Annotated in this window: 20 protein-coding genes and 2 tRNA genes; 14 read left to right on the top strand and 8 right to left on the bottom strand. The window is 69.8% G+C overall.

Annotated elements, in window-relative coordinates; genetic code table 11:
- Nucleotides 1–18 precede the first annotated feature (18 nt).
- The 4 genes from NLX86_RS26705 (at nucleotide 19) to NLX86_RS26690 (ending at nucleotide 3244) form a co-directional block, all read left to right on the top strand.
- Entirely contained in the window at nucleotides 19–1149 is a 1131-nt protein-coding gene (locus tag NLX86_RS26705; protein ID WP_254374346.1) for an SDR family oxidoreductase, read from the top strand.
- A 141-nt stretch (nucleotides 1150–1290) separates the two neighbouring features.
- The gene (locus tag NLX86_RS26700) at nucleotides 1291–1749 is read left to right on the top strand and encodes a molybdenum cofactor biosynthesis protein MoaE (protein ID WP_254374345.1); all 459 of its coding nucleotides are present in this window, start codon (nucleotides 1291–1293) and stop codon (nucleotides 1747–1749) included.
- A gap of 164 nt (nucleotides 1750–1913) precedes the next feature.
- The gene (locus NLX86_RS26695) at nucleotides 1914–2084 is read left to right on the top strand and encodes a hypothetical protein (RefSeq protein ID WP_254374344.1); all 171 of its coding nucleotides are present in this window, start codon (nucleotides 1914–1916) and stop codon (nucleotides 2082–2084) included.
- Nucleotides 2085–2155: 71 nt separating this feature from the next.
- A complete protein-coding gene (locus NLX86_RS26690; protein ID WP_254374343.1) occupies nucleotides 2156–3244 on the top strand; it encodes a PDZ domain-containing protein in 1089 nt (362 codons plus the stop codon).
- Nucleotides 3245–3274: 30 nt separating this feature from the next.
- On the opposite strand, the gene NLX86_RS26685 is transcribed toward NLX86_RS26690, so the two are convergent.
- Nucleotides 3275–3841: a PPA1309 family protein gene (locus NLX86_RS26685; RefSeq protein ID WP_254374342.1), complete on the bottom strand. Its 567-nt coding sequence runs from the start codon at nucleotides 3839–3841 to the stop codon at nucleotides 3275–3277.
- 126 nt (nucleotides 3842–3967) lie between these two features.
- Between NLX86_RS26685 and NLX86_RS26680 the strand changes: the two genes are divergently transcribed.
- The 4 genes from NLX86_RS26680 to NLX86_RS26665 all read left to right on the top strand — a co-directional run bounded on the left by NLX86_RS26680 (nucleotide 3968) and on the right by NLX86_RS26665 (nucleotide 9172).
- Nucleotides 3968–6862 carry a UPF0182 family protein gene (locus tag NLX86_RS26680; protein WP_254374388.1) on the top strand — a complete coding sequence of 965 codons (2895 nt, stop codon included), beginning with the start codon at nucleotides 3968–3970 and terminating at the stop codon, nucleotides 6860–6862.
- A gap of 140 nt (nucleotides 6863–7002) precedes the next feature.
- A tRNA-Met gene (locus NLX86_RS26675) sits at nucleotides 7003–7076 on the top strand.
- 193 nt (nucleotides 7077–7269) lie between these two features.
- Nucleotides 7270–9042, top strand: a complete 1773-nt coding sequence (locus NLX86_RS26670; protein ID WP_254374341.1) for a tetratricopeptide repeat protein — start codon at nucleotides 7270–7272, stop codon at nucleotides 9040–9042.
- Between the two features lie 56 nt (nucleotides 9043–9098).
- Nucleotides 9099–9172: transfer RNA gene (locus NLX86_RS26665), tRNA-Met, on the top strand.
- Between the two features lie 125 nt (nucleotides 9173–9297).
- Here NLX86_RS26665 and NLX86_RS26660 read toward each other — a convergent pair.
- The gene (locus NLX86_RS26660) at nucleotides 9298–9714 is read right to left on the bottom strand and encodes a Fur family transcriptional regulator (protein ID WP_254374340.1); all 417 of its coding nucleotides are present in this window, start codon (nucleotides 9712–9714) and stop codon (nucleotides 9298–9300) included.
- Nucleotides 9715–9840: 126 nt separating this feature from the next.
- Here NLX86_RS26660 and NLX86_RS26655 point away from each other — a divergent pair, with 126 nt between their 5' ends.
- A complete protein-coding gene (locus tag NLX86_RS26655; RefSeq protein ID WP_302061798.1) occupies nucleotides 9841–11310 on the top strand; it encodes a catalase in 1470 nt (489 codons plus the stop codon).
- A gap of 87 nt (nucleotides 11311–11397) precedes the next feature.
- Here the strand turns inward: NLX86_RS26655 and NLX86_RS26650 are convergent, their stop codons facing one another.
- Nucleotides 11398–11799 carry a cyclic nucleotide-binding/CBS domain-containing protein gene (locus NLX86_RS26650; protein WP_254374338.1) on the bottom strand — a complete coding sequence of 134 codons (402 nt, stop codon included), beginning with the start codon at nucleotides 11797–11799 and terminating at the stop codon, nucleotides 11398–11400.
- 149 nt (nucleotides 11800–11948) lie between these two features.
- A complete protein-coding gene (hisN, locus tag NLX86_RS26645; RefSeq protein ID WP_254374337.1) occupies nucleotides 11949–12749 on the bottom strand; it encodes a histidinol-phosphatase in 801 nt (266 codons plus the stop codon).
- Between the two features lie 147 nt (nucleotides 12750–12896).
- Here hisN and NLX86_RS26640 point away from each other — a divergent pair, with 147 nt between their 5' ends.
- On the top strand, nucleotides 12897–13547 hold the full coding sequence (locus tag NLX86_RS26640) for a TetR/AcrR family transcriptional regulator (protein ID WP_254374336.1): 651 nt from the start codon (nucleotides 12897–12899) through the stop codon (nucleotides 13545–13547).
- Here the strand turns inward: NLX86_RS26640 and NLX86_RS26635 are convergent.
- The 4 genes from NLX86_RS26635 to NLX86_RS26620 form a co-directional block, all read right to left on the bottom strand.
- Entirely contained in the window at nucleotides 13513–13836 is a 324-nt protein-coding gene (locus NLX86_RS26635; RefSeq protein ID WP_254374335.1) for a multidrug efflux SMR transporter, read from the bottom strand. The two genes, NLX86_RS26640 and NLX86_RS26635, sit on opposite strands and share 35 nt — an antisense overlap.
- 101 nt (nucleotides 13837–13937) lie before the next feature.
- Nucleotides 13938–14948 carry a ribosome small subunit-dependent GTPase A gene (gene rsgA / locus NLX86_RS26630; protein ID WP_254374334.1) on the bottom strand — a complete coding sequence of 337 codons (1011 nt, stop codon included), beginning with the start codon at nucleotides 14946–14948 and terminating at the stop codon, nucleotides 13938–13940.
- Nucleotides 14949–14952: 4 nt separating this feature from the next.
- Nucleotides 14953–16341: a 3-phosphoshikimate 1-carboxyvinyltransferase gene (aroA, locus tag NLX86_RS26625; RefSeq protein ID WP_254374333.1), complete on the bottom strand. Its 1389-nt coding sequence runs from the start codon at nucleotides 16339–16341 to the stop codon at nucleotides 14953–14955.
- Between the two features lie 94 nt (nucleotides 16342–16435).
- Nucleotides 16436–17149, bottom strand: a complete 714-nt coding sequence (locus NLX86_RS26620) for a M50 family metallopeptidase (protein WP_254374332.1) — start codon at nucleotides 17147–17149, stop codon at nucleotides 16436–16438.
- A 68-nt stretch (nucleotides 17150–17217) separates the two neighbouring features.
- On the opposite strand from NLX86_RS26620, the gene NLX86_RS26615 reads away from it, so the two are divergent.
- From NLX86_RS26615 to rsrA, 4 genes are all read left to right on the top strand, one after another.
- A complete protein-coding gene (locus tag NLX86_RS26615; RefSeq protein WP_254374331.1) occupies nucleotides 17218–18033 on the top strand; it encodes an SOS response-associated peptidase in 816 nt (271 codons plus the stop codon).
- 37 nt (nucleotides 18034–18070) lie between these two features.
- Nucleotides 18071–18760, top strand: coding sequence for an alpha/beta family hydrolase (locus NLX86_RS26610; protein ID WP_254374330.1), 690 nt, complete (start codon nucleotides 18071–18073; stop codon nucleotides 18758–18760).
- Nucleotides 18761–19002: 242 nt separating this feature from the next.
- Complete coding sequence (locus NLX86_RS26605; protein WP_374213966.1) at nucleotides 19003–19647, top strand: sigma-70 family RNA polymerase sigma factor; 645 nt, start codon at nucleotides 19003–19005, stop codon at nucleotides 19645–19647.
- Nucleotides 19644–19940 (top strand): mycothiol system anti-sigma-R factor, encoded by a 297-nt coding sequence (gene rsrA / locus NLX86_RS26600; RefSeq protein WP_254374328.1) that lies wholly within the window; start codon nucleotides 19644–19646, stop codon nucleotides 19938–19940. The genes NLX86_RS26605 and rsrA overlap by 4 nt, the downstream gene beginning before the upstream one ends.
- Nucleotides 19941–20108 lie beyond the last annotated feature (168 nt).

Genomic DNA, 20108 nt, shown 5'->3' with positions numbered 1-20108 from the left:
AACCGCTGGAGACGCCCGGTGAGTTCCCCAGATCCACAGGTTCGCGCATCGCACAGCGCCGAAGTTCGCCAGAGGCGAAACAACCCAGCGCCGACCGGCCGCGGCCCCGTCGTCGCGGTCACCGGTGCCGCCTCGGGAGTCGGTGCGCTGCTCGTTCAGCGCCTCGCCGCATCCGACGAGGTCAAGCAGGTGGTGGCCGTCGACGAGCGCCGCGGTGCGTGCGCCGACGCGCTCTGGCACATCCTCGACGTACGCGATCCGGCGATCGCCGAGAAGCTGCGCGGCGCGGACGTCGTCGTACACCTGGCGCTCGACCTCGACCTGGAGACCGACCCGGCCGCGCGTACGGCGTACAACGTGCGCGGCACCCAGACCGTGCTCACCGCTGCAGCGGCCGTCGGGGTCCACCGGGTCGTGCTGTGCACCTCCGCGATGGTCTACGGGGCACTGGCGGACAACGACATTCCGCTCTCCGAGGACTCCGAGCTGCGCGCCACCGCCGAGGCCACGGGCGTAGGCGACCTGCTGGAGATCGAGAGACTGGGCCGCCGGGCACCCCGTGCCCACCCCGGTCTGAACGTCACGGTGGTAAGGCCCGCCGTCCTGGTGGGCGGTACGGACACCGCGCTCACCCGCTACTTCGAGTCCCCGCGCCTGCTGGTGGTCGCCGGTTCGCGTCCCACCTGGCAGTTCTGCCATGTCGAGGACCTGGTCAGCGCACTGGAGTACGCCGCGCTGGAGAAGGTCGAGGGGGAGCTCGCGGTCGGCTGCGACGGCTGGCTGGAGCAGGAGGAGGTCGAGGAGCTGAGCGGCATCCGCCGGATGGAGCTGCCCTCCGCCGTCGCCCTCGGCGCCGCTGCCAGGCTGCACCGCATCGGCCTCACTCCGTCGCCCGCGGGCGACCTCGCGTACACGATGCACCCGTGGGTGGTCAGCGTCAGCCGGCTGCACGACGCGGGCTGGCGCCCGCAGTGGACCAATGAGGAGGTCCTCGCCGAGCTGCTGGAGGAGGTCGCCGGCCGGCACACCGTCGCGGGACGCCGTCTCGGCCGCAAGGACGCCACAGCGGCCGGCGCGGCGGGCGCGACCGTGGCGCTGCTGGGCGCAGCGGCCGTCGTACGCAGAGCCCGCAAGGCGCGCAGGCGCTGACAGCGCACGGCTACGGCTAACGGCTACGGGTACGGCCGGCCGCTCGCCGGGAGCCCGCTGTAGAAGGCTCCATATGGGGGCCGCCACCCCCGGCGAATCGGCTATTCCGCAATGTCAGCCGGGTACGGCACGATGGACGGTATGGCACCGAAGATCGACCACCCCGGCGAGCACGCGGCTCAGGACCCCATCCGGCTGCTCGCGATCCGTGAGGCCCCGCTCTCCGTCGACGAGGTCTTCAAGGCCGTCGGCGACGAGGCGGCGGGCGGCACCGCGCTCTTCGTCGGCACCGTGCGCAATCACGACGGCGGCGCCGATGTGGACGCCCTCGGATACTCCTGCCACCCCTCGGCCGAGGACGAGATGCGCCGAGTGGCGGAACGGGTCGTCGCGGACTTCCCGGTGCGTGCGCTGGCGGCCATCCACCGTGTGGGCGACCTGGAGGTCGGCGATCTGGCGGTGGTCGTCGCGGTCTCCTGCCCCCACCGCGGAGAGGCATTCGAGGCCTGCCGCAAGCTGATCGACGACCTCAAGCACGAGGTCCCGATCTGGAAGCACCAGCAGTTCTCCGACGGCACAGAGGAGTGGGTGGGCGCGTAGCGCTGTCGTTGAGGGGTGGTGGTCGGGCGACGGGAGGGCGGGTCGGCGCGTAGCGCCTTGCCGTCCGATTTGCGTAACCCGGCCCCTGCCATGAGCGTTGAACCGGCAGATGACTAATCTGCTGATCAAATCCGCTGCGGTCGTTCAAGGGTAGGGAGGTCGGGATGGCATCGCTCGCGTGGTTGCTGATACCGTTTTTCGCCGCCATCGGTGCTGCGATATGGGCGAGCTGGGCTGCCCGCAACCGCACTTCCGGTGACATATCCGAACTCGCAGGCTATGCGAGGTTCCGCGAAGCGATGGAGAAGGCACACTCCGGTTCCGACGCCGTCTGACGCGTCCCGCGAGTGCCCGTACGGACCGGCCCCACGGGTGGTCCTGCGGAGCCGTCCCGTACTGTCGTTCCATGCCACGCCGCACCGCGACGATGCTCGCTTCCACTCTGATGCTGATCGCGCTGCTCTGCGCCGGTGTACTCATCAAGGTGCCGTACGCGGAGATGACTCCGGGGCCGACGGTGAACACGCTCGGAGACGCACGCGGCGATGCGGTGCTTCGGATCTCGGGCCGGAAGACCTATCCGACCGCCGGTCACCTCAATATGACGACCGTCCGCGTCACCGGCGCCGACTACCGGATGAACCTCGTCGAGGCGGTCTACGGCTGGCTCGCCCACGACAACGTGGTCGTCCCGCACGACACCCTCTACCCGGACGGCAAGTCGGAGGAGGAGTCGACCCAGGAGAACGCCGAGGAGTTCAGCCAGTCCCAGGAGAGCGCGAAGGTGGCCGCCCTCAAGGAACTCGGCATCCCGGTTTCCACCCGTGTCGTCGTCTCCACGGTGATCAAGGGCAGCCCGGCGGAGGGCAAGTTGCACGCCGGTGACGTCATCAAGACCGTCGACGGCAAGCCGGTGAAGGAGCCCGCCGACGTGGCCAAGCTCGTCACCCGCCACACGCCCGGCGAGAAGGTCGTCTTCACCGTCGTCCCGGCCGCCGACGCGGCCGCGGCCGAGAAGGCCGGCAAGGAGCCCGTGGGCGACGACAAGATCACCATCACCACCGAGAGGGCACCCGACGCCGACCGGGCGATGGTCGGGATCCAGGCCGGGACGGACCACACCTTCCCGTTCACCATCGACATCAAGCTGGCCGACGTCGGCGGCCCCAGCGCCGGCCTGATGTTCGCCCTCGGCATTGTCGACAAGCTGACGCCCGGGCAGCTGACCGGCGGGAAGTTCGTCGCGGGCACGGGCACCATCGACGAGAGCGGCAAGGTCGGGCCCATCGGCGGCATCCGGATGAAGACGGTGGGCGCGCGCGACGCGGGCGCCACGTTCTTCCTGATGCCCGCCGAGAACTGCGCCTCGGCCGCCGCCGACGTCCCCGCCGGCCTCACCCTGGTCAAGGTGAAGACCATCGACGACGCCGTGAAGTCCCTGGAGGACATCAGCAAGGGGAACACCGCCGGGCTGCCCCGGTGCAGCGCGAGCTGACCGGAGCCGTCCACTCGCGCCGGCCGGGGGTTACGCCTCGAAGGTCAGGGCCAGCGCCTCGGCGAGGCCGGGCACCAGGTCGGCGCCGGTGAGAACCTCCGTGGGGGAGTCCTTCTCGCGCAGCCGTACGGCCGACTCGCGCGCACCGTTGCGCAGCACCGCCACCGTCATGCGGACCTCCTGGCGGTCCGGATGCTTTGCGACCCACTTGGCCAGCTGGGCGTCGTTCATGCCCTCCGGTACGGACGCCTCGGCGGAAGGCGGCAGCATCAGCCGCTCCACGGTCATCGCGCATCCGGCCACCGCGTCGGGCCAGGCGATCGTCCCGAGGAACTCGTCGAGAGCGGTGCCCTTCGGCAGCTCCTCCTGCTCGATGGGGGTGAGAGAGGCGGCGGCCTCGCCGGCCTCGAGACCGAGCTGGGCGGCGAGCCCCGGTTCCTGGGTGCGCAGTTGCGCGGTGTCGACGAGCGCGAAGAGCCGGGCGGGCTGGTCCCAGCCGAGCCCGGAGGCGTAGTCGTCGATTTCGAGTACGGCACGGGTGAGGGGGCTCGCGGCCATGGGAGTACCGGAGGCGGAAACGTTGGACATGGCGAACATCCTGCCTGCTTCGGACCCGGAAGCGGGAACTGAGTAAAGCTTCAGTAAGTTGCATGAGTGGGCTCTACGATCGCGGGGCCTGCTCAACCAACAGCGACTTTCGAGGTGCGCACCTTGGCTTTCCAGATGCCGGACCGCGGCGGAGGCCCGTCCGGGCCACGGATCAGAGTCGGCCGCCCGTCCCGGCGTGTCCGGACCCTGCTCATGACTTTGGGCGTGCTGGCCGTGCTGGCCATGGCGTTCGTCATGTTCGCGGGGTTCTGGACCGACTGGCTCTGGTACCGCTCCGTGAAGTACTCATCGGTCTTCACGACCACCCTGTGGACCAAGATCGGGCTGTTTTCCGTCTTCGGTCTGCTGATGGCGGCTGCCGTCGGCGTGAACATCTGGCTGGCGCACCGGCTGCGGCCGCCGCTGAGCGCGATGTCCATGGAGCAGCAGAGCCTCGACCGGTACCGGATGAGCATCGCCCCGTACAAGAAGTGGCTGCTCCTCGGGATCACCGCGCTCATCGGCCTGATCGCGGGCGCCTCCGCATCCGGTCAGTGGCGTACCTGGTTGATGTGGGTGAACGGCGTGCCCTTCAACCAGAAGGACCCGCAGTTCAACATGGACGTGTCGTTCTACGCGTTCGAGCTGCCCTGGTACCGCTTCCTGCTCGGCTTCGGCTTCGCGGCCGCCGTGCTCTCGCTGATCGCCGCCGCCCTGGTGCACTACCTGTACGGCGGCCTGCGGATCACCAGCCCGGGCGCGCGGGCGACGGCCGCGGCCACCGGCCATCTGTCGGTGCTGCTGGGCCTCTTCGTCTCGCTCAAGGCGGTCGCGTACTGGCTCGACCGGTACGGGCTGGCGGTGAAGTCGAGTGACTTCAGGGCCACGGACAACTGGACCGGTCTGCGGTACGTCGACGCCAACGCCTACCTGCCGGCGAAGACCATCCTGTTCTGCATCGCCGTCATCTGTGCCGTGCTGTTCTTCGCGACCCTGTGGCGCCGCACCTGGCAGCTGCCGGTGATCGGCTTCGGTCTGATGGTGCTCTCCGCGATCCTGATCGGCGGGCTCTACCCGGCCATCGTGCAGAAGTTCCAGGTCCAGCCGAACGAGCAGGCCAAGGAGTCTCCGTACGTCGAGAAGAACATCGAGGCCACCCGCGACGCGTACGGCATCGACACGTCGAAGGTGACGGACTACCCGGGCGCGGCGAGCTCGACGGACAAGGTGAAGCAGCGCAAGGAGGCCGACACCACGGCCAGCATCCGGCTGCTCGACCCGAACATCGTCTCGCCGACCTTCCAGCAGCTCCAGCAGATCAAGGGCTACTACACCTTCCCCGCCACGCTGGATGTCGACCGCTACAAGGACCCGGCGGGCAAGAGCCAGGACACCGTCATCGGACTGCGCGAGCTGAACCTCGACGGCATCCCGAAGAACAACTGGATCAACGACCACTTCAAGTTCACCCACGGCTACGGGGTGGTCGCGGCCAAGGGCACGACCACCGACTCCGAGGGCAAGCCGGTCTTCACCGAGTCCGATCTGCCGTCCCGGGGCCAGCTCGGCACGTTCCAGCAGCAGATCTACTACGGCGAGAAGACCAAGCAGTACTCGATCGTGGGCGGTCCGCAGACGGAGCTGGACTACTCCGACGACAAGGGTGAGAAGACCACCAGCTACAAGGGCAAGAGCGGGGTCAACCTCGCCAACCCGTTCAACCGGGCCGCGTACGCGATGGCCTTCAGCGAGCCGCAGATCCTCTACTCCGGTGCCATCGGCGACGGTTCGCGGATTCTCTACAACCGCACCCCCAAGGAGCGTGTGGAGGCGGTCGCCCCCTGGCTGACCATCGACGGCGACGCCTACCCGGCGGTCGTCGGCGGGAAGATCCAGTGGATCGTCGACGCGTACACCACGTCCAACGGCTACCCGTACGCCTCGCGTACGACGCTGGGGGAGACCACCGCGGACGCGCTGACCGACAGCCAGCGCGCGGTCGTCGCGCAGGAGAACCAGGTCAACTACATCCGCAACTCGGTGAAGGCCACAGTCGACGCGTACGACGGCACGGTGCACCTCTACCAGTGGGACACCGAGGACCCGGTCCTCAAGACCTGGATGAAGGCGTTCCCCGGCACGGTCAAGGCCAAGAGCGAGATCATGCCGCAACTCAAGGAGCACATGCGCTACCCGCAGGACCTGTTCAAGGTGCAGCGTGAACTCCTGACCCGCTACCACGTCACCGACCCGCAGACGTTCCTCAGCGGCAGTGAGGCGTGGCAGGTGCCGGACGACCCGACCAACAAGTCGGGCAACGCCGTTCCGCCGTACTACCTGTCCATGAAGATGCCGAAGCAGACCGACCAGGCGTTCTCGCTGACGACGACGTTCACACCGAACGGCCGCGACAACCTGAGCGCGTTCATGGCGGTCAACGCCGAGGCGGACGCCAAGGACTACGGCAGGATCGAGATCCTGAAACTGCCGGCGAGTACCACGGTCGCCGGACCCAAGCAGGTGCAGAGCCAGTTCAACTCCGACGAGGTGATCGCGGAGAAGATCAGGCTCCTCAAGGGCGGCGACTCCGAGGTCGAGTACGGAAACCTCATGACGCTGCCGCTCGACGGCGACCTGCTGTACGTCGAGCCGGTGTACGTGCGCGGTGGCGGGGTCAACTACCCGCTGCTGAAGAAGGTGCTGGTCTCGTACGGCAAGGAGACCGCGTTCGAGGACACCCTCGGCGAGGCCCTGAACAAGGTCTTCGGAGCGGAGGGCGCGGACACCACCGAGCCACCGCCGCCCGGCGACGACACCACCAAGCCGCCGACGACACCGCAGGACCCGACGGTGAAGCAGGCGCTGGCCGATGCGCAGAAGGCCTTCGACGACGGAGAGAAGGCGCTCAAGGAGGGTGACTGGACCGCCTACGGCAAGGCCCAGGACGAGCTCGCGGCGGCGCTGAAGCGGGCTGCCGACGCCGAGGCCAAGGCGGCCGCAAAGCCGGGTGCCACGCCGGACGCGCCCTGACACTGACACTGACACTGACACTGACACTGACACTGACCCTGGTCCTGACTCTGACTCTGACTCTGACGCTGGTCCTGACCGCCCGCTCCGGCGGCCGGTCAGGACCCGCTCCGCGCCGTGGTACGGTTGCAACACAACGGCGCGGGGTGGAGCAGCTCGGTAGCTCGCTGGGCTCATAACCCAGAGGTCGCAGGTTCAAATCCTGTCCCCGCTACTCAAGACAAGGCCCGGATCCTTAAGGATCCGGGCCTTTGTCATGTGCCGATGCGGCGAAACGCGTCTCAGGTGGGCGGAGTTGGGGCTGAGACGTGTTTGACTTGTCCATCTGTGGGCATGTCGACAAAACGCTGTAGTGACCTCACTGGCTGCGGTATACCAGGTGTACGCGGGTTGCAGGTGGTGCGACGATGGAGTTTATGGGGGACAGGTCAACTCTGTTGGAGACAGGGCGGTTTGTGCAGGAAGAGGCCGAGAGCACTGCGGACACCGCCGACGCCGAAGTCGAGGCGCGGCACCGGCGTGCCGCCGAGCGCGGCGACATCGCGTCGATGAGTGTGCTCGGTGCCCTGCTCCTGCGCCGCGGTGACCTCGACGGCGCCGAGCCCCATCTGCGTGCCGCAACCGCGGAGGGCGACCGGGCCGCCGCCAACAACCTGGGTGTCCTGCTGCATCAGCGCGGTTACGCCGACGAGGCGGCCGGCTGGTGGCGCATCGCCGCTGTCGCCGGTTCCGCCGCCGCGGCCCATGCCCTCGGCCGGCACTACCGCGAGCGCGGCGACGAGCCGGCGGCCGAATACTGGCTGCGCCAGTCCGCCGAGTCCGGCCATGCCCTCGGTGCGTACGCCCTCGCCGACCTGCTGGAGCACCGCGGCGACGTCGGCGCCGAGCGCTGGCTGCGCGCCGCCGCCGAGCAGGGCCACCGCGAAGCGGCGTACCGGCTCGCCCAGCACCTGCGCAGGACCGACACGGAGCGGGCCGACGAGGCCGAGCAGTGGTACCGCCAGGCCGCCGCGCGGGGGCACCGGCGTGCCGCCCTGCACCTCGGCTCGATCCTCGAGGGACGCGGCGAGCTGAAGGAGGCGGGCCGCTGGTACCTGACCTCCGCCAAGGACGGCGAGTCCCGCGCCGCCTGTGCGCTCGGCTTCCTGCTGCGCGACGCGGGCGACGAGGACAGCGCGGCCGTGTGGTGGCACCGGGCTGCCCAGGAGGGCGACGGAAACGCCGCCAACGCCCTGGGCGCGCTGCACGCCGCCCGCGGCGAGACGCAGACCGCCGAGCGCTGGTACCGGGCCGCGATGGACGCCGGCGACGACAACGGGGCGTACAACCTCGCCCTGCTCTGCGCTGCCCAGGACCGCACCGCGCAGTCCGAGCAGTGGTACCGCCGTGCCGCCTACGCGGGTCACCGGGAGGCCGCCAACGCGCTCGCCATCCTGCTGCTCCAGGGCGGGGACGCGGCCGGGGCCGAGCCCTGGTTCTCCAAGGCGGCCGAGGCGGGCAGCGTGGACGCCGCGTTCAACCTCGGCATCCTGCACGCGAGCCGCGACGACGACCGTACGGCGCTGAAGTGGTACGAGCGGGCAGCCGCCGCCGGGCACACCGAGGCCGCCCTCCAGGTCGGCATCGCGCTGGTCCGGGACGGCGAGGAGCGGGGCGCCGAGCGCCACCTGCGGTGCGCCGCGGGCGGTGGCAGCGCGGAGGCCGCCTTCCGGCTCGGTTCGCTGCTGGACTCCCTGCAGCCGCCGCCGGAGCCGGTGGGGCTCGGTGAACCGGTGTCGGAGAAGTCCGAGTGCGAGGAGTGGTACGAGCGGGCCGCCGAGCAGGGGCACCGCCGCGCCCAGGTACGCGTCGGCATGCTGGCCGCCGGCCGCGGCGACCTGGTCGAGGCCGCCCGTTGGTACCGCGAGGCCGCCGAGGCGGGCAGCCGCAACGGCGCCTTCAACCTCGGGCTGCTGCTCGCGCGCGAGGGCAGCGAGCCGGAAGCAGCCCTGTGGTGGAGCCGGGCGGCCATGGCGGGGCACGGCCGCGCCGCGCTGCGGCTCGGGCTGCTCGCCGCGCGCCACGGCGATCTGGCCGAGGGGCAGCAGTGGTGCGCGCGGGCCGTCGAACTGGGTCCGTCTGAGGTCGCGGAGCGGGCCGCGCGGCTGCGCGAAGCGCTGCACCAGGAGCTGACCGCGTGAGCGGGTAAACGGATTTGCGCTGGTCGGCCGCCCCGGCGTAAGGTTGGGTTCACCGACGCGGGGTGGAGCAGCTCGGTAGCTCGCTGGGCTCATAACCCAGAGGTCGCAGGTTCAAATCCTGTCCCCGCTACTGAATGACGAAGGCCCGGATCCTCAAGGATCCGGGCCTTCGTCATATGCGTATGTAGTACACAACGACGACGGCCCCCAGCGCCGAGCGCTGGGGGCCGTCGTTCCGTTCGTGCCGCTGTCAGGTCAGGCGGAGGCGCAGCCCGGGCAGATGCCGCGGTATGTGACCTCGACGTCGGAGACGGTGAAGCCGAAGCGCTCCGAGGTCGGCAGGTCCGCCAGCGGGTTGCCCGCCGGGTGGACGTCGCGGATCGCGCCGCACTGTGCGCAGACCAGGTGCTGGTGCGGACGGTGCGCGTTCGGGTCGTACCGCTTCGCGCGACGGTCCGTGGACACCTCCAGGACCTCGCCGAGGGTCACCATTTCTCCCAGCGTGTTGTACACGGTCGCGCGGGAGATCTCCGGCAGCTTGGCCACGGCGCGCGCGTGCACCTCGTCGGCCGTCAGGTGGACGTGGTCCCCGTCGAGGACCTCGGCCACGACACGCCGCTGTGCGGTCATGCGCCATCCGCGTCCGCGAAGTCGTTCCAGCAGGTCACTCATAGGGGTCAGCCTAACAGCGAGGGGACCGAAGTCCCGAACGGGTGTGACTTTGGATGCTTACTTGACTTAGACAAAGTCCATCGTAGGATCGAGACCGGCAACCGCCAAGGACAGGACGTTGCAGGAATGACGCAGGAGGCGCACGTGACGCAGGGACCGCTCACCACGGAGGCCGGAGCTCCGGTCGCCGACAACCAGAACAGCGAGACCGCTGGCGTCGGCGGTCCCGTTCTGGTCCAGGACCAGCTGCTGCTCGAGAAGCTCGCGCACTTCAACCGGGAGCGCATCCCGGAGCGCATCGTTCACGCGCGCGGCGCCGGCGCGTACGGCACCTTCACGCTGACCCGCGACGTCTCGCAGTGGACGCGTGCCAAGTTCCTCTCCGAGGTCGGCAAGCAGACCGAGGGGTTCCTGCGGTTCTCCACCGTCGCGGGCAACCTCGGCTCGGCCGACGCGGTGCGCGACCCCCGCGGCTTCGCGCTGAAGTTCTACACCGAAGAGGGCAACTACGACCTCGTCGGCAACAACACCCCGGTGTTCTTCATCAAGGACGCCATCAAGTTCCCCGACTTCATCCACACCCAGAAGCGCGACCCGTACACGGGCAGCCAGGAGGCCGACAACGTCTGGGACTTCTGGGGCCTCAGCCCCGAGTCGACCCACCAGGTGACCTGGCTGTTCGGTGACCGCGGCATCCCGGCGACGCTGCGCCACATGAACGGGTACGGCTCGCACACGTACCAGTGGAACAACGAGGCCGGCGAGGTCTTCTGGGTCAAGTACCACTTCAAGACCGACCAGGGCATCAAGAACCTCACCACCGACGAGGCCAACCAGCTCGCCGGTGAGGACCCGGACAGCCACCAGCGCGACCTGCGCGAGGCCATCGAGCGCGGCGACTTCCCGTCCTGGACCGTGCAGGTGCAGATCATGCCGGCGGCCGGGGCGGCCGACTACCGCTTCAACCCGTTCGACCTGACCAAGGTCTGGCCGCACGAGGACTACCCGCCGATCGAGATCGGCAAGCTGGAGCTCAACCGCAACCCGGAGAACATCTTCGCCGAGGTCGAGCAGTCCATCTTCTCGCCGGCGCACTTCGTGCCGGGCATCGGTCCCTCCCCGGACAAGATGCTGCAGGGCCGTCTCTTCGCGTACGGCGACGCCCACCGCTACCGCGTCGGCATCAACGCCGACCACCTGCCGGTGAACCGTCCGCACGGCACCGAGGCGCGCACCAACAGCCGTGACGGTCTGCTGTACGACGGCCGCCACGGCCGCGCGAAGAACTACGAGCCGAACAGCTTCGGCGGCCCGTTCCAGACGGACAAGCCGCTGTGGCAGCCGACTCCGGTGTCCGGTGCCACCGGCACCCACGAGGCGCCGAACCACTCCGAGGACAACGACTTCGTTCAGGCCGGCAACCTCTACCGCCTGATGTCCGAGGACGAGAAGGGCCGCCTGATCGAGAACCTCGCCGGGTTCATCTCGAAGGTGTCGCGCGACGACATCGCCGAGCGTGCGGTCAACAACTTCCGTCAGGCCGACGGTGACTTCGGCAAGCGGCTGGAGGCCGCGGTCCAGGCCCTGCGCGGCTGACCGGATCGTTTGTCGTAGGTGACGGGCCGGATTCCCCTCGGGGAGTCCGGCCCGTTGGCGTGTTCCGGGGCTCGTCGGCGGGCCGGGTCAGCCGGCGAGGGCCGCGCTGTGCCGCTTGCTGGGGGCCCAGCAGCGGATGATGTCGCGTACGGAGACGACTCCGACGGGCTCGTTCCGGTCGAGTACGACGAGATGCCGGAAGCCACCGTGTGCCATGGCGTCCGCTGCGTCCTCCAGGGTCCAGCCGGGTGCGGCGAAGACCACGTCGGTCGTGGTGTGCGAGCCCGCGGTCTCGCGGTCGGGGTCCTGTCCCAGCCCGACCGAGATGAGGATGTCGCGCTCGGTGAGAATGCCGAGCCCGCTGGTGTCGGGGTCGAGGACGACGGCTGCGCCGACCCGGCGGGCGGCCATCAGCCGCGCTGCCTGGCGGAGTGTGTGGGCGGGTCCGATGGTGAGGACCACCGTACTCATGGCGTCACGGACGAGCATGAATGGAGCCACCTCCTTGGTGAATCCCCCTCTTAGAGAATGGATTCACAAGTTCACAAGTGGGGGGACTCTCAGAGTTGCACGGACACGGAGGGTCAACAAGAGGGCGCGCAGCTGATCGCCGCGCGCCCCTGGTCCCGAAGCTGTCGTCAGTAACGCTGGTTCAGATACCCGAGCAGGTCGTCGTGCAGCAGGCCGTTGGACGCCGCAGCATTGCCGCCGCCCGGGCCCGGCACCCCGTCGAGGCTGGTGAAACGCCCGCCCGCCTCCTGGACGATGATCGCGTTCGCGGCCATGTCCCAGAGCGAGAGCTCGGGCTCCGCGCAGATGTCCACCGAGCCTTCGGCGACCATCATGTACGGCCAGAAATCGCCGTACCCGCGGGTCCGCCAGCAGTCCCGGGTCAGGTCGAGGAAACCGTCGAGGCGCCCCTGGTCCTCCCAGCCGCTCAGCGAGGAGTACGCGAACGAGGCGTCCGCGATCCGGCCGACCTTGGAGACCTGCAGCCGGGTCGCCGAGGTCAGACTGCGCCCGGTGTACGCGCCGCCACCCTGCGCCGCCCACCAGCGGCGGCCCAGCGCCGGGGCGGACACCACGCCCACCACCGGCTGGTAGCCGCCCTCCCCCTGCACCATGAGCGAGATCAGCGTCGCCCACACGGGAACGCCCCGCACGTAGTTCTTCGTACCGTCGATCGGATCGATGACCCAGCGGCGGGGGCCCGTGCCCTCGATGCCGTACTCCTCGCCGAGGATCGCGTCACGCGGCCGCGCACGCTGCAGCTGGCCGCGGATCAGCTCCTCCGACGCCTTGTCCGCCTCGCTCACCGGTGTCATGTCCGGCTTGGTCTCGACCTTGAGGTCCAGAGCCTTGAACCGGTCTATCGTCGCGGCGTCGGCGGCGTCGGCGAGTACATGGGCGAGGCGCAGGTCATCGTGAAAGTCGGGCATGGGCGAACAGTATCGAGACTCGATTGGACGGACCACACGGCATCGCCCGCGGACCAACCCGCGGACCAACCCGCGGACGACCCGCGCGAACTATTGACACCGCCCTGCCGTACGTCAACTCTGACCGCAGAGCAGCGGGAGGCAACGATGCCGACAGCGCGGGAATCCTTACTCGACGCCGCCTTCGTGGCGCTCGCCGGCCGGCCCTGGCCCATGGTGCGGATGGTCGACGTCGCGGCCGCGGCCGGGGTCTCGCGGCAGACCCTCTACAACGAGTTCGGCAGCAAGGAAGGTCTGGCCCGTGCGCTGGTGCGCCGGGAGACCGACCTCTATCTGCGCGGCGTCGACCAGGCGCTGAGCGCCGGCAGCGGGCCGTGGGACCGGCTCGCCGCGGTCGCCGAGTGGACGGTGCGGGCGGCTCGCGGCAACCCTCTCGTACGGGCGCTGCTCACAGGCTGCTGGAGCGAACGGCTCCCCGCCCCGAGGCCCGCCCCGCCCCACTCGTCGGCCATCGTGCCTGCCCAGCGCCGGGCCGATGCGGGGATGCTCTCGCCGGCCGAGCTGTCTGCTGCCGTACGGGACCGGGCGGCCGCGGTGCTGGGGAAGGGGCGGCCCGAGGAGTGGCGTACCGAGGAGGGGCGTGACGAGCTGGCGCACCGCTGCGAACTCGCGGTGCGGCTCGCCCTTTCGTACGTGATCGCGCCGAGCGGCGAGGATGTGGGACGGCTGGTACGCAACGCGCTGCGGGTCAGTGCGCCGGGTGTCAGCGGGCCGAGCCCGAGAGTTGCAGTCCGATGACGCCGACGATCACCAGCGTGATCGACACGATTTTGAGGGTGGAGACCAGATCGCCGAGGAACACCATGCCGTAGACGGCGGTGCCGGCCGCGCCGATGCCGGTCCACACCGCGTACGCCGGACCGACGTCGAGCCTCTTCAACGCGAGGGTCAGCAGGCCGAAACTGCCGAGCGCGAAAGCGCAGAACGCGACCGTGGGCCACAGTCTGGTGAAACCGTGCGAGAGCTTGAGAGACACAGCGAAGCCGGTCTCGAGAAACCCGGCGACCACGACCAGCAGCCACGCCATGATGAGTCCTCCCGCATTCGGTGACTGCTTCGCCTGACTGCTTCGTCTCGCTTGGTGCGATTATGCACTTACCAGCAGCGGGGTCCGGCAAACGTGCTGGCTCAGTCCCCTTCGCGTCGCTCGCGCGTCGCCAGCAGCCGCCGCAGCGAGTAGAGCCGGGCCGGTTCCGCGTGGCCGTCGGCCACCCACGCGTCCAGGGCGCACTCCTCCTCGTCGTGACTGCACGCACGCGGACAGCCCTCCGTACCCGGTACGAGATCGGGGAAGGCCAGGATGACCCGCGACGGGTCGACGTGGTGCAGCCCGAACGACCGGACGCCCGGGGTGTCGATCACCCACCCCGTCTCGCCCGGCAGCGGCAGGGCGAGCGCCGAAGTGGTGGTGTGCCGGCCGCGGCCCGTGACGGCGTTGACGCGGCCCGTCGCGCGCCGCCGGTCCGCCGCCACCAGCGCGTTGACGAGGGTCGTCTTGCCGACACCGGAGTGGCCGACGAAGGCGGTGATCCGGTCGGTGAGGCTCTCGCGGACCCGGTCCGCCGCCTCGCCGGTCTTCAGCTCGTCGCGGTTGGTGACGACATAGTTCACGCCGAGCATCGAGTACGTCTCCAGCAGCTCGTCGGCCGGAGCGAGATCGGACTTCGTCAGGACCAGGAGGGGTTCGAGCCCGGCGTCGTACGCGGCGACCAGACAGCGGTCGATCAGGCGCGGGCGCGGCTCGGGGTCGGCGAGAGCCGTGACGATCGCCAGCTGGTCGGCGTTGGCCACGACCACCCGCTCGTACGGATCGTCGTCGTCGGCGGTGCGCCGCAGGACGGACGCGCGCTCGTGGACCCGCACGATGCGCGCGAGGGTGTCCTTGTCGCCGGTCAGGTCGCCGACGATGCCGACCCGGTCGCCGACGACGACGCCCTTGCGGCCCAGTTCGCGGGCCTTCATCGCCATCACCGTACGGCCCTCGACGAGGCAGGTCAGCCGGCCGCGGTCCACCGTCAGGACGAACCCTTCCAGGGCGTCCTCGTGCTTGGGGCGGATGCTGGTACGGGGCCGGTTGCCCTTGCGGTTCGGGCGGACCCGGATGTCGTCCTCGTCGGGGTTCTTGCCGTAGCGGCGCATCGCGTCAGGCTCCCGCGCCCGTGCCGGTGCCTGTGCCTGTGCCGTCGAGCATGCCGGTCCACATGTCGGGGAAGTCGGGCAGCGTCTTGGCGGTCGTGGCGACGTTCTCGATCTGTACGCCCTCGACGGCGAGACCGATGATCGCGCCCGCGGTGGCCATCCGATGGTCGTCGTACGTGTGGAAGACCCCGCCGTGCAGCGGGCGCGGCCGGATGTGCAGTCCGTCCGCGGTCTCGGTGACATCGCCGCCGAGTTCGTTGATCTCCTTGGTGAGTGCGGCCAGCCGGTCGGTCTCGTGCAGGCGCAGATGGGCCACACCGCGCAGTACCGACTCGGAGTCGGCCAGGGCTGCGACCGCCGCGATGCCCGGCGTCAGCTCGCCGACCTCGCTCAGGTCGACATCGATGCCGTGGATGCGGCCGGTGCCGGTGAAGGTGAGCCCTTGGTCGGTCAGCTCGCAGCTGCCGCCCATCTCCGTGAAGATCTCGCGCAGCGCGTCACCGGGCTGGGTGGTCCGCCGGGGCCAGTCCGGGATCGTCACCCGGCCGCCGGTGATGAGCGCCGCCGCCAGGAACGGCTGGGCGTTGGAGAGATCCGGTTCGACCACCAGATCGCGGCCGAGTACGGCGCCGGCGGTGACCCGCCAGACGTTCGGCTCGCCGCCCGACTCGGGGGTGTCCACCTGGGCGCCGGCCACCCGCAGCATGTCCACGGTCATCCGGATGTGCGGCATGGAGGGGAGGGGGCCGCCCACGTGCCGTACCTCCACGCCCTGGTTGAAGCGCGGCGCGGACAACAGGAGCGCGGAGACGAACTGCGAGGACGAGGAGGCGTCGATCTCCACCGTGCCGCCGTCCAGGGCGCCGACGCCGTGCACGGTCATCGGCAGCGCGCCGCGGCCGTCGTCGTCGATACGGGCGCCGAGCACCCGCAGGGCGTCGATCACGCCGTGCAGCGGGCGTTCGTACGCACGGGGGTCGCCGTCGAAGCGGACCGGGCCGTCGGCGAGCGCCGCGACCGGGGGGAGGAAGCGCATGACCGTACCGGCGTTGCCGACATCGACCTGGGCCGGGCCGTGCAGTCCGGACGGAATGACCCGCCAGACCTCGCCGGTGTGGTCGGGGGCGCCGGTGACGGAGGCGCCGGTGACGGAGGAACTGGAGGGGACGGTCTCCTCGATACCTACGCCCAGGGCGCGCAGCGCCTCGGCCATCAGCAGGGTGTCGCGCGAGCGCAGGGGGCGGCGCAGCCAGCCCGGCTCGGCGGCGAGTGCGGCGAGGACCAGGCCGCGGTTGGTGACCGATTTCGATCCGGGCACGGTGACGGTGGCGTCGACGGCTCCGCTCGCGTGCGGGGCGGGCCAGAGTGCGATGTGCGCGGGGGTCTCGGTCATGGCTCTCACTTTAGTGGCTCGGCGAGAGGCCCGATCTTGATCAAATACGCCGAAACCGGGGTGTAACCGGGAGGTGGTACGGGGGCATCCGAGGTCACAGTCCGAGCAGCCAGCGGGCGCCGCCCACCAGCGAGCACAGCGAGACGGCATGGAAGAGGAAGAGCCACATGGCGGGCGCCACATGGGTCAGCCGGGCCAGCTGGTCGGCGTCCGAGTCGGCGGCGCCCCCGTGGCGGCGCTTGGCCTGGAGCTCGAACGCCGGCCGTACGCCGCCGAGCAGCAGGAACCACACCACCCCGTACGCGAACGCGGCCTGGACGGTGGAGGAGGTCAGCCAGGAGACCAGGAGGAAGGCGCCGCCGGTGAGAACCACGGTCAGGACGCCGTACGCGTTGCGGATCATGACCAGCATGACGAGCAGCAGGGCGGTCGCCAGCCACAGGAGCAGGGTGATGTGGTTCGCGGCGAGCAGCCAGGCGCCGCCGAGGCCGAGCAGCGGAGGTGCCGGGTAGCCGGCGGCGGCCGTCAGGATCATGCCGAGGCCGGTCGGTTTGCCGCGGCTGACGGTGAGGCCGCTGGTGTCCGAGTGCAGCCGGATGCCGTCCAGGCGGCGACCGGTGAGCAGGGCGACCAGGCCGTGGCCGCCCTCGTGCGCGATGGTGACGGCGTTGCGGGAGAACCGCCAGGCGCTGCGCGGAAGGACGACGGCGAGGGCGGCCACGGCGGTGGCTATCACCAGCCAGCTGTCGGGGTCGGACTGGACCCCGAAGACACGGTCCCAGAGGTCACCCAGTGCTGTGCTGTCCATGTGGGGGCCGACTCCTGTCGTTGAGGGGTGGTGGTCCGGTGGCGGGCAGGAGTGGCAGTGTGGCACTCATGTGCGGACGGTATGCATCGAGTCGTAAACCTGAGGACCTGGTCGGTGTCTTCGAGGTCGAGAAGTGGGAGCCGACGGAGACCCTGGCCCCCGACTGGAACGTGGCACCGACGAACGACGTCTTCGCGATTCTCGAGCGTCCTCTCAAGGACGCAGAGGATCCGAGTCCGGTTCGCCAGCTGCGGGCGCTGAAGTGGGGACTCGTCCCCTCGTGGTCCAAGTCGCCGGAAGGCGCGGCCCGGATGATCAACGCCCGCGCCGAGTCCCTGCACGAGAAGCCGTCCTTCCGGCGGCCGTTCGCGCAGCGGCGCTGCGTCATCCCGGCGGACGGCTACTACGAGTGGGTCACGGGGGCGGGCGAGCGGCAGCTGGAGGAGCAGGGCAAGAAGAAGCGGCCGCGCAAGCAGCCGTATTTCGTGACGCCCGCCGACGGTTCCGTGATGGCGATGGCCGGCCTGTACGAGTTCTGGCGGGACCGCACCCTGCCCGACGACCACCCGCGGGCCTGGTGGGTGACGTGCACCGTCGTCACGACCGAGGCGGAGAAGTCCCCGCTCGCGGTCGCCCCGGCCGACGGACCCCGGGCGCTGGCGGACATCCACCCACGGATGCCGCTGATGCTCACCCCGGACCGCTGGGACGCCTGGCTGGACCCGGCCCGTACGGACGTGGACGGCCTGCGTGAGCTGCTGGCGCCGCCCCCGCCGGGCCTGATGCGCGCGTATCCGGTCTCGACGGACGTCAGCAATGTCCGTAACAACGGCCCGGAACTGCTGGAGGAGCTGGCCGCGCCGGAACTGGGCACGCTGTTCTGAGCGCACGTTCCGGGTTTTCAGGCGGCAGGATGGCTGTGTGAGCCGGATCAAGACTGCTGAGAACGTTGAGACTGTTCAGACGCCCGCGGGCGAGGCCCGGATCACCTGGGTTTCTGCCGCCGCCCGCAAGGCGCGGCTCGTGCTCGCCGTCAGCCACGGGGCCGGCGGCGGGATCCAGGCCCGCGATCTGCAGGCGCTCGCCGCCACGCTGCCCGCCCGGGGCGTGACCGTCGCGCTGGTCGAGCAGCCGTGGCGAGTGGCCGGCAAGAAGGTCGCGCCCGCGCCGAAGACGCTGGACGAGGGGTGGCGGGGGCTGTGGCCCGCGCTGGCCAAGCCCGGGCTGCCGGTCGTCGCGGGGGGCCGCAGCGCCGGGGCGCGGGTGGCCTGCCGTACGGCGCGCGAGCTGGGCGCGTACGCCGTACTCGCGCTGAGCTTCCCACTCCACCCGCCGGGCAGGCCGGAGAAGTCCCGGGCTGACGAACTCACCGGCGCGGGCGTGCCCACGCTCGTCGTCCAGGGCGGTAACGACTCGTTCGGGCGGCCCGGCGAGTTCCCCGCGGGGCACGAGCCGCTGGAGGTGCCGTACGCCGATCACGGCTTCGCCGTGCCGAAGCGGGCCGATATCACCCAGGAGGAGGCCCTGAAGATCATCACCGAGGGTGTGGCGAGCTGGCTCGACGGGCTGGGGGGTGAGCCTGCGAAGCTTCGGGGAATGTTGAGGGCGTGACCTCTGTTGTGTGAAGCGTCCGTACGTTGAGGCACTTGCACGAGGAGAGGGAACGCATGGCATCGACCATCTGCCCCAGCCGTCCGCACGCCGCTGACCTGGAGTGGACGGTGCTGCCTGGGGCGAAGGCCGCCCCCGTTTCGGGGGTGGGCGGACCGGATCGGCAGGGACCGTCTCCGGAAGGTCGACTATTCTCCGATTCGAGTGGGTCCGCTCTCGGCCCCACCACGGTGTTGGAGGAGGTGGGTCCTGTCACTGGGACCGACGACGGCCGCGCGGAGGAAACGACCGCGGAGCGTAACGCGCGCTTCGAGCGGGACGCCCTCGGCTACCTCGACCAGATGTACTCGGCCGGGCTGCGCATGACGCGCAATCCGGCGGATGCCGAGGATCTGGTGCAGGAGACGTATGCCAAGGCGTACGGGTCCTTCCACCAGTTCCGTGAGGGCACGAACCTCAAGGCGTGGCTCTACCGCATTCTGACCAACACCTTCATCAACTCGTACCGGAAGAAGCAGCGCGAACCGCAGCGCAGCGCCGCCGAGGAGATCGAGGACTGGCAGCTGGCGCGCGCCGAGTCGCACATGTCGACCGGACTGCGCTCCGCCGAGTCGCAGGCGCTGGACCACCTGCCGGATTCCGACGTGAAGGAAGCCCTGCAGGCGATCCCCGAGGAGTTCCGCATCGCGGTCTATCTCGCCGATGTCGAGGGCTTTGCGTACAAGGAGATCGCGGACATCATGGGTACACCCATCGGTACGGTGATGTCCCGCCTGCACCGGGGCCGCCGTCAGCTGCGCGGCATGCTCGAGGACTACGCCCGCGACCGCGGGCTGGTCCCGGCCGGTGCGGGAGAGTCGAACGACCTGAAAGGCTCGGGCTCATGAGCTGCGGAGAGCCGCACGAGACGGACTGCTCAGAGGTCCTGGACCATCTCTACGAGTTCCTCGACCACGAGATGCCCGACAGTGACTGCACGAAGTTCGAATCGCACTTCGAGGAGTGCTCGCCGTGCCTGGAGAAGTACGGGCTCGAGCAGGCGGTCAAGAAGCTGGTGAAGCGCTGCTGCGGTCACGACGACGTGCCGAGCGACCTCCGGTCGAAGGTCATGGGCCGTATCGAACTGATTCGTTCGGGACAGGCCATCCCTGATCACGATGTGACAGCCGTCCAGGAATGAACTCCCGCGCATGAACTCCCGCGCCCGGCAGGCGACTTCGTTCACTCGAAGGTGCTAATCCGGGGGCTTCGGACGGCGCAATCCGAGAATGCGGCCCCTTGAGGTCCGCAGCGCGCATATTCTCCCGAACCTGTACGGGCCCCGACGGGCGTGGCCCGTGAGGGCTTG

Origin of the sequence: Streptomyces sp. A3M-1-3 (genome assembly GCF_024213665.1) — a bacterium.
Classification (GTDB): domain Bacteria; phylum Actinomycetota; class Actinomycetes; order Streptomycetales; family Streptomycetaceae; genus Streptomyces.
Note: the sequence above shows the minus strand (reverse complement) of the source record. Positions and strands in the feature narration are given on the sequence as shown.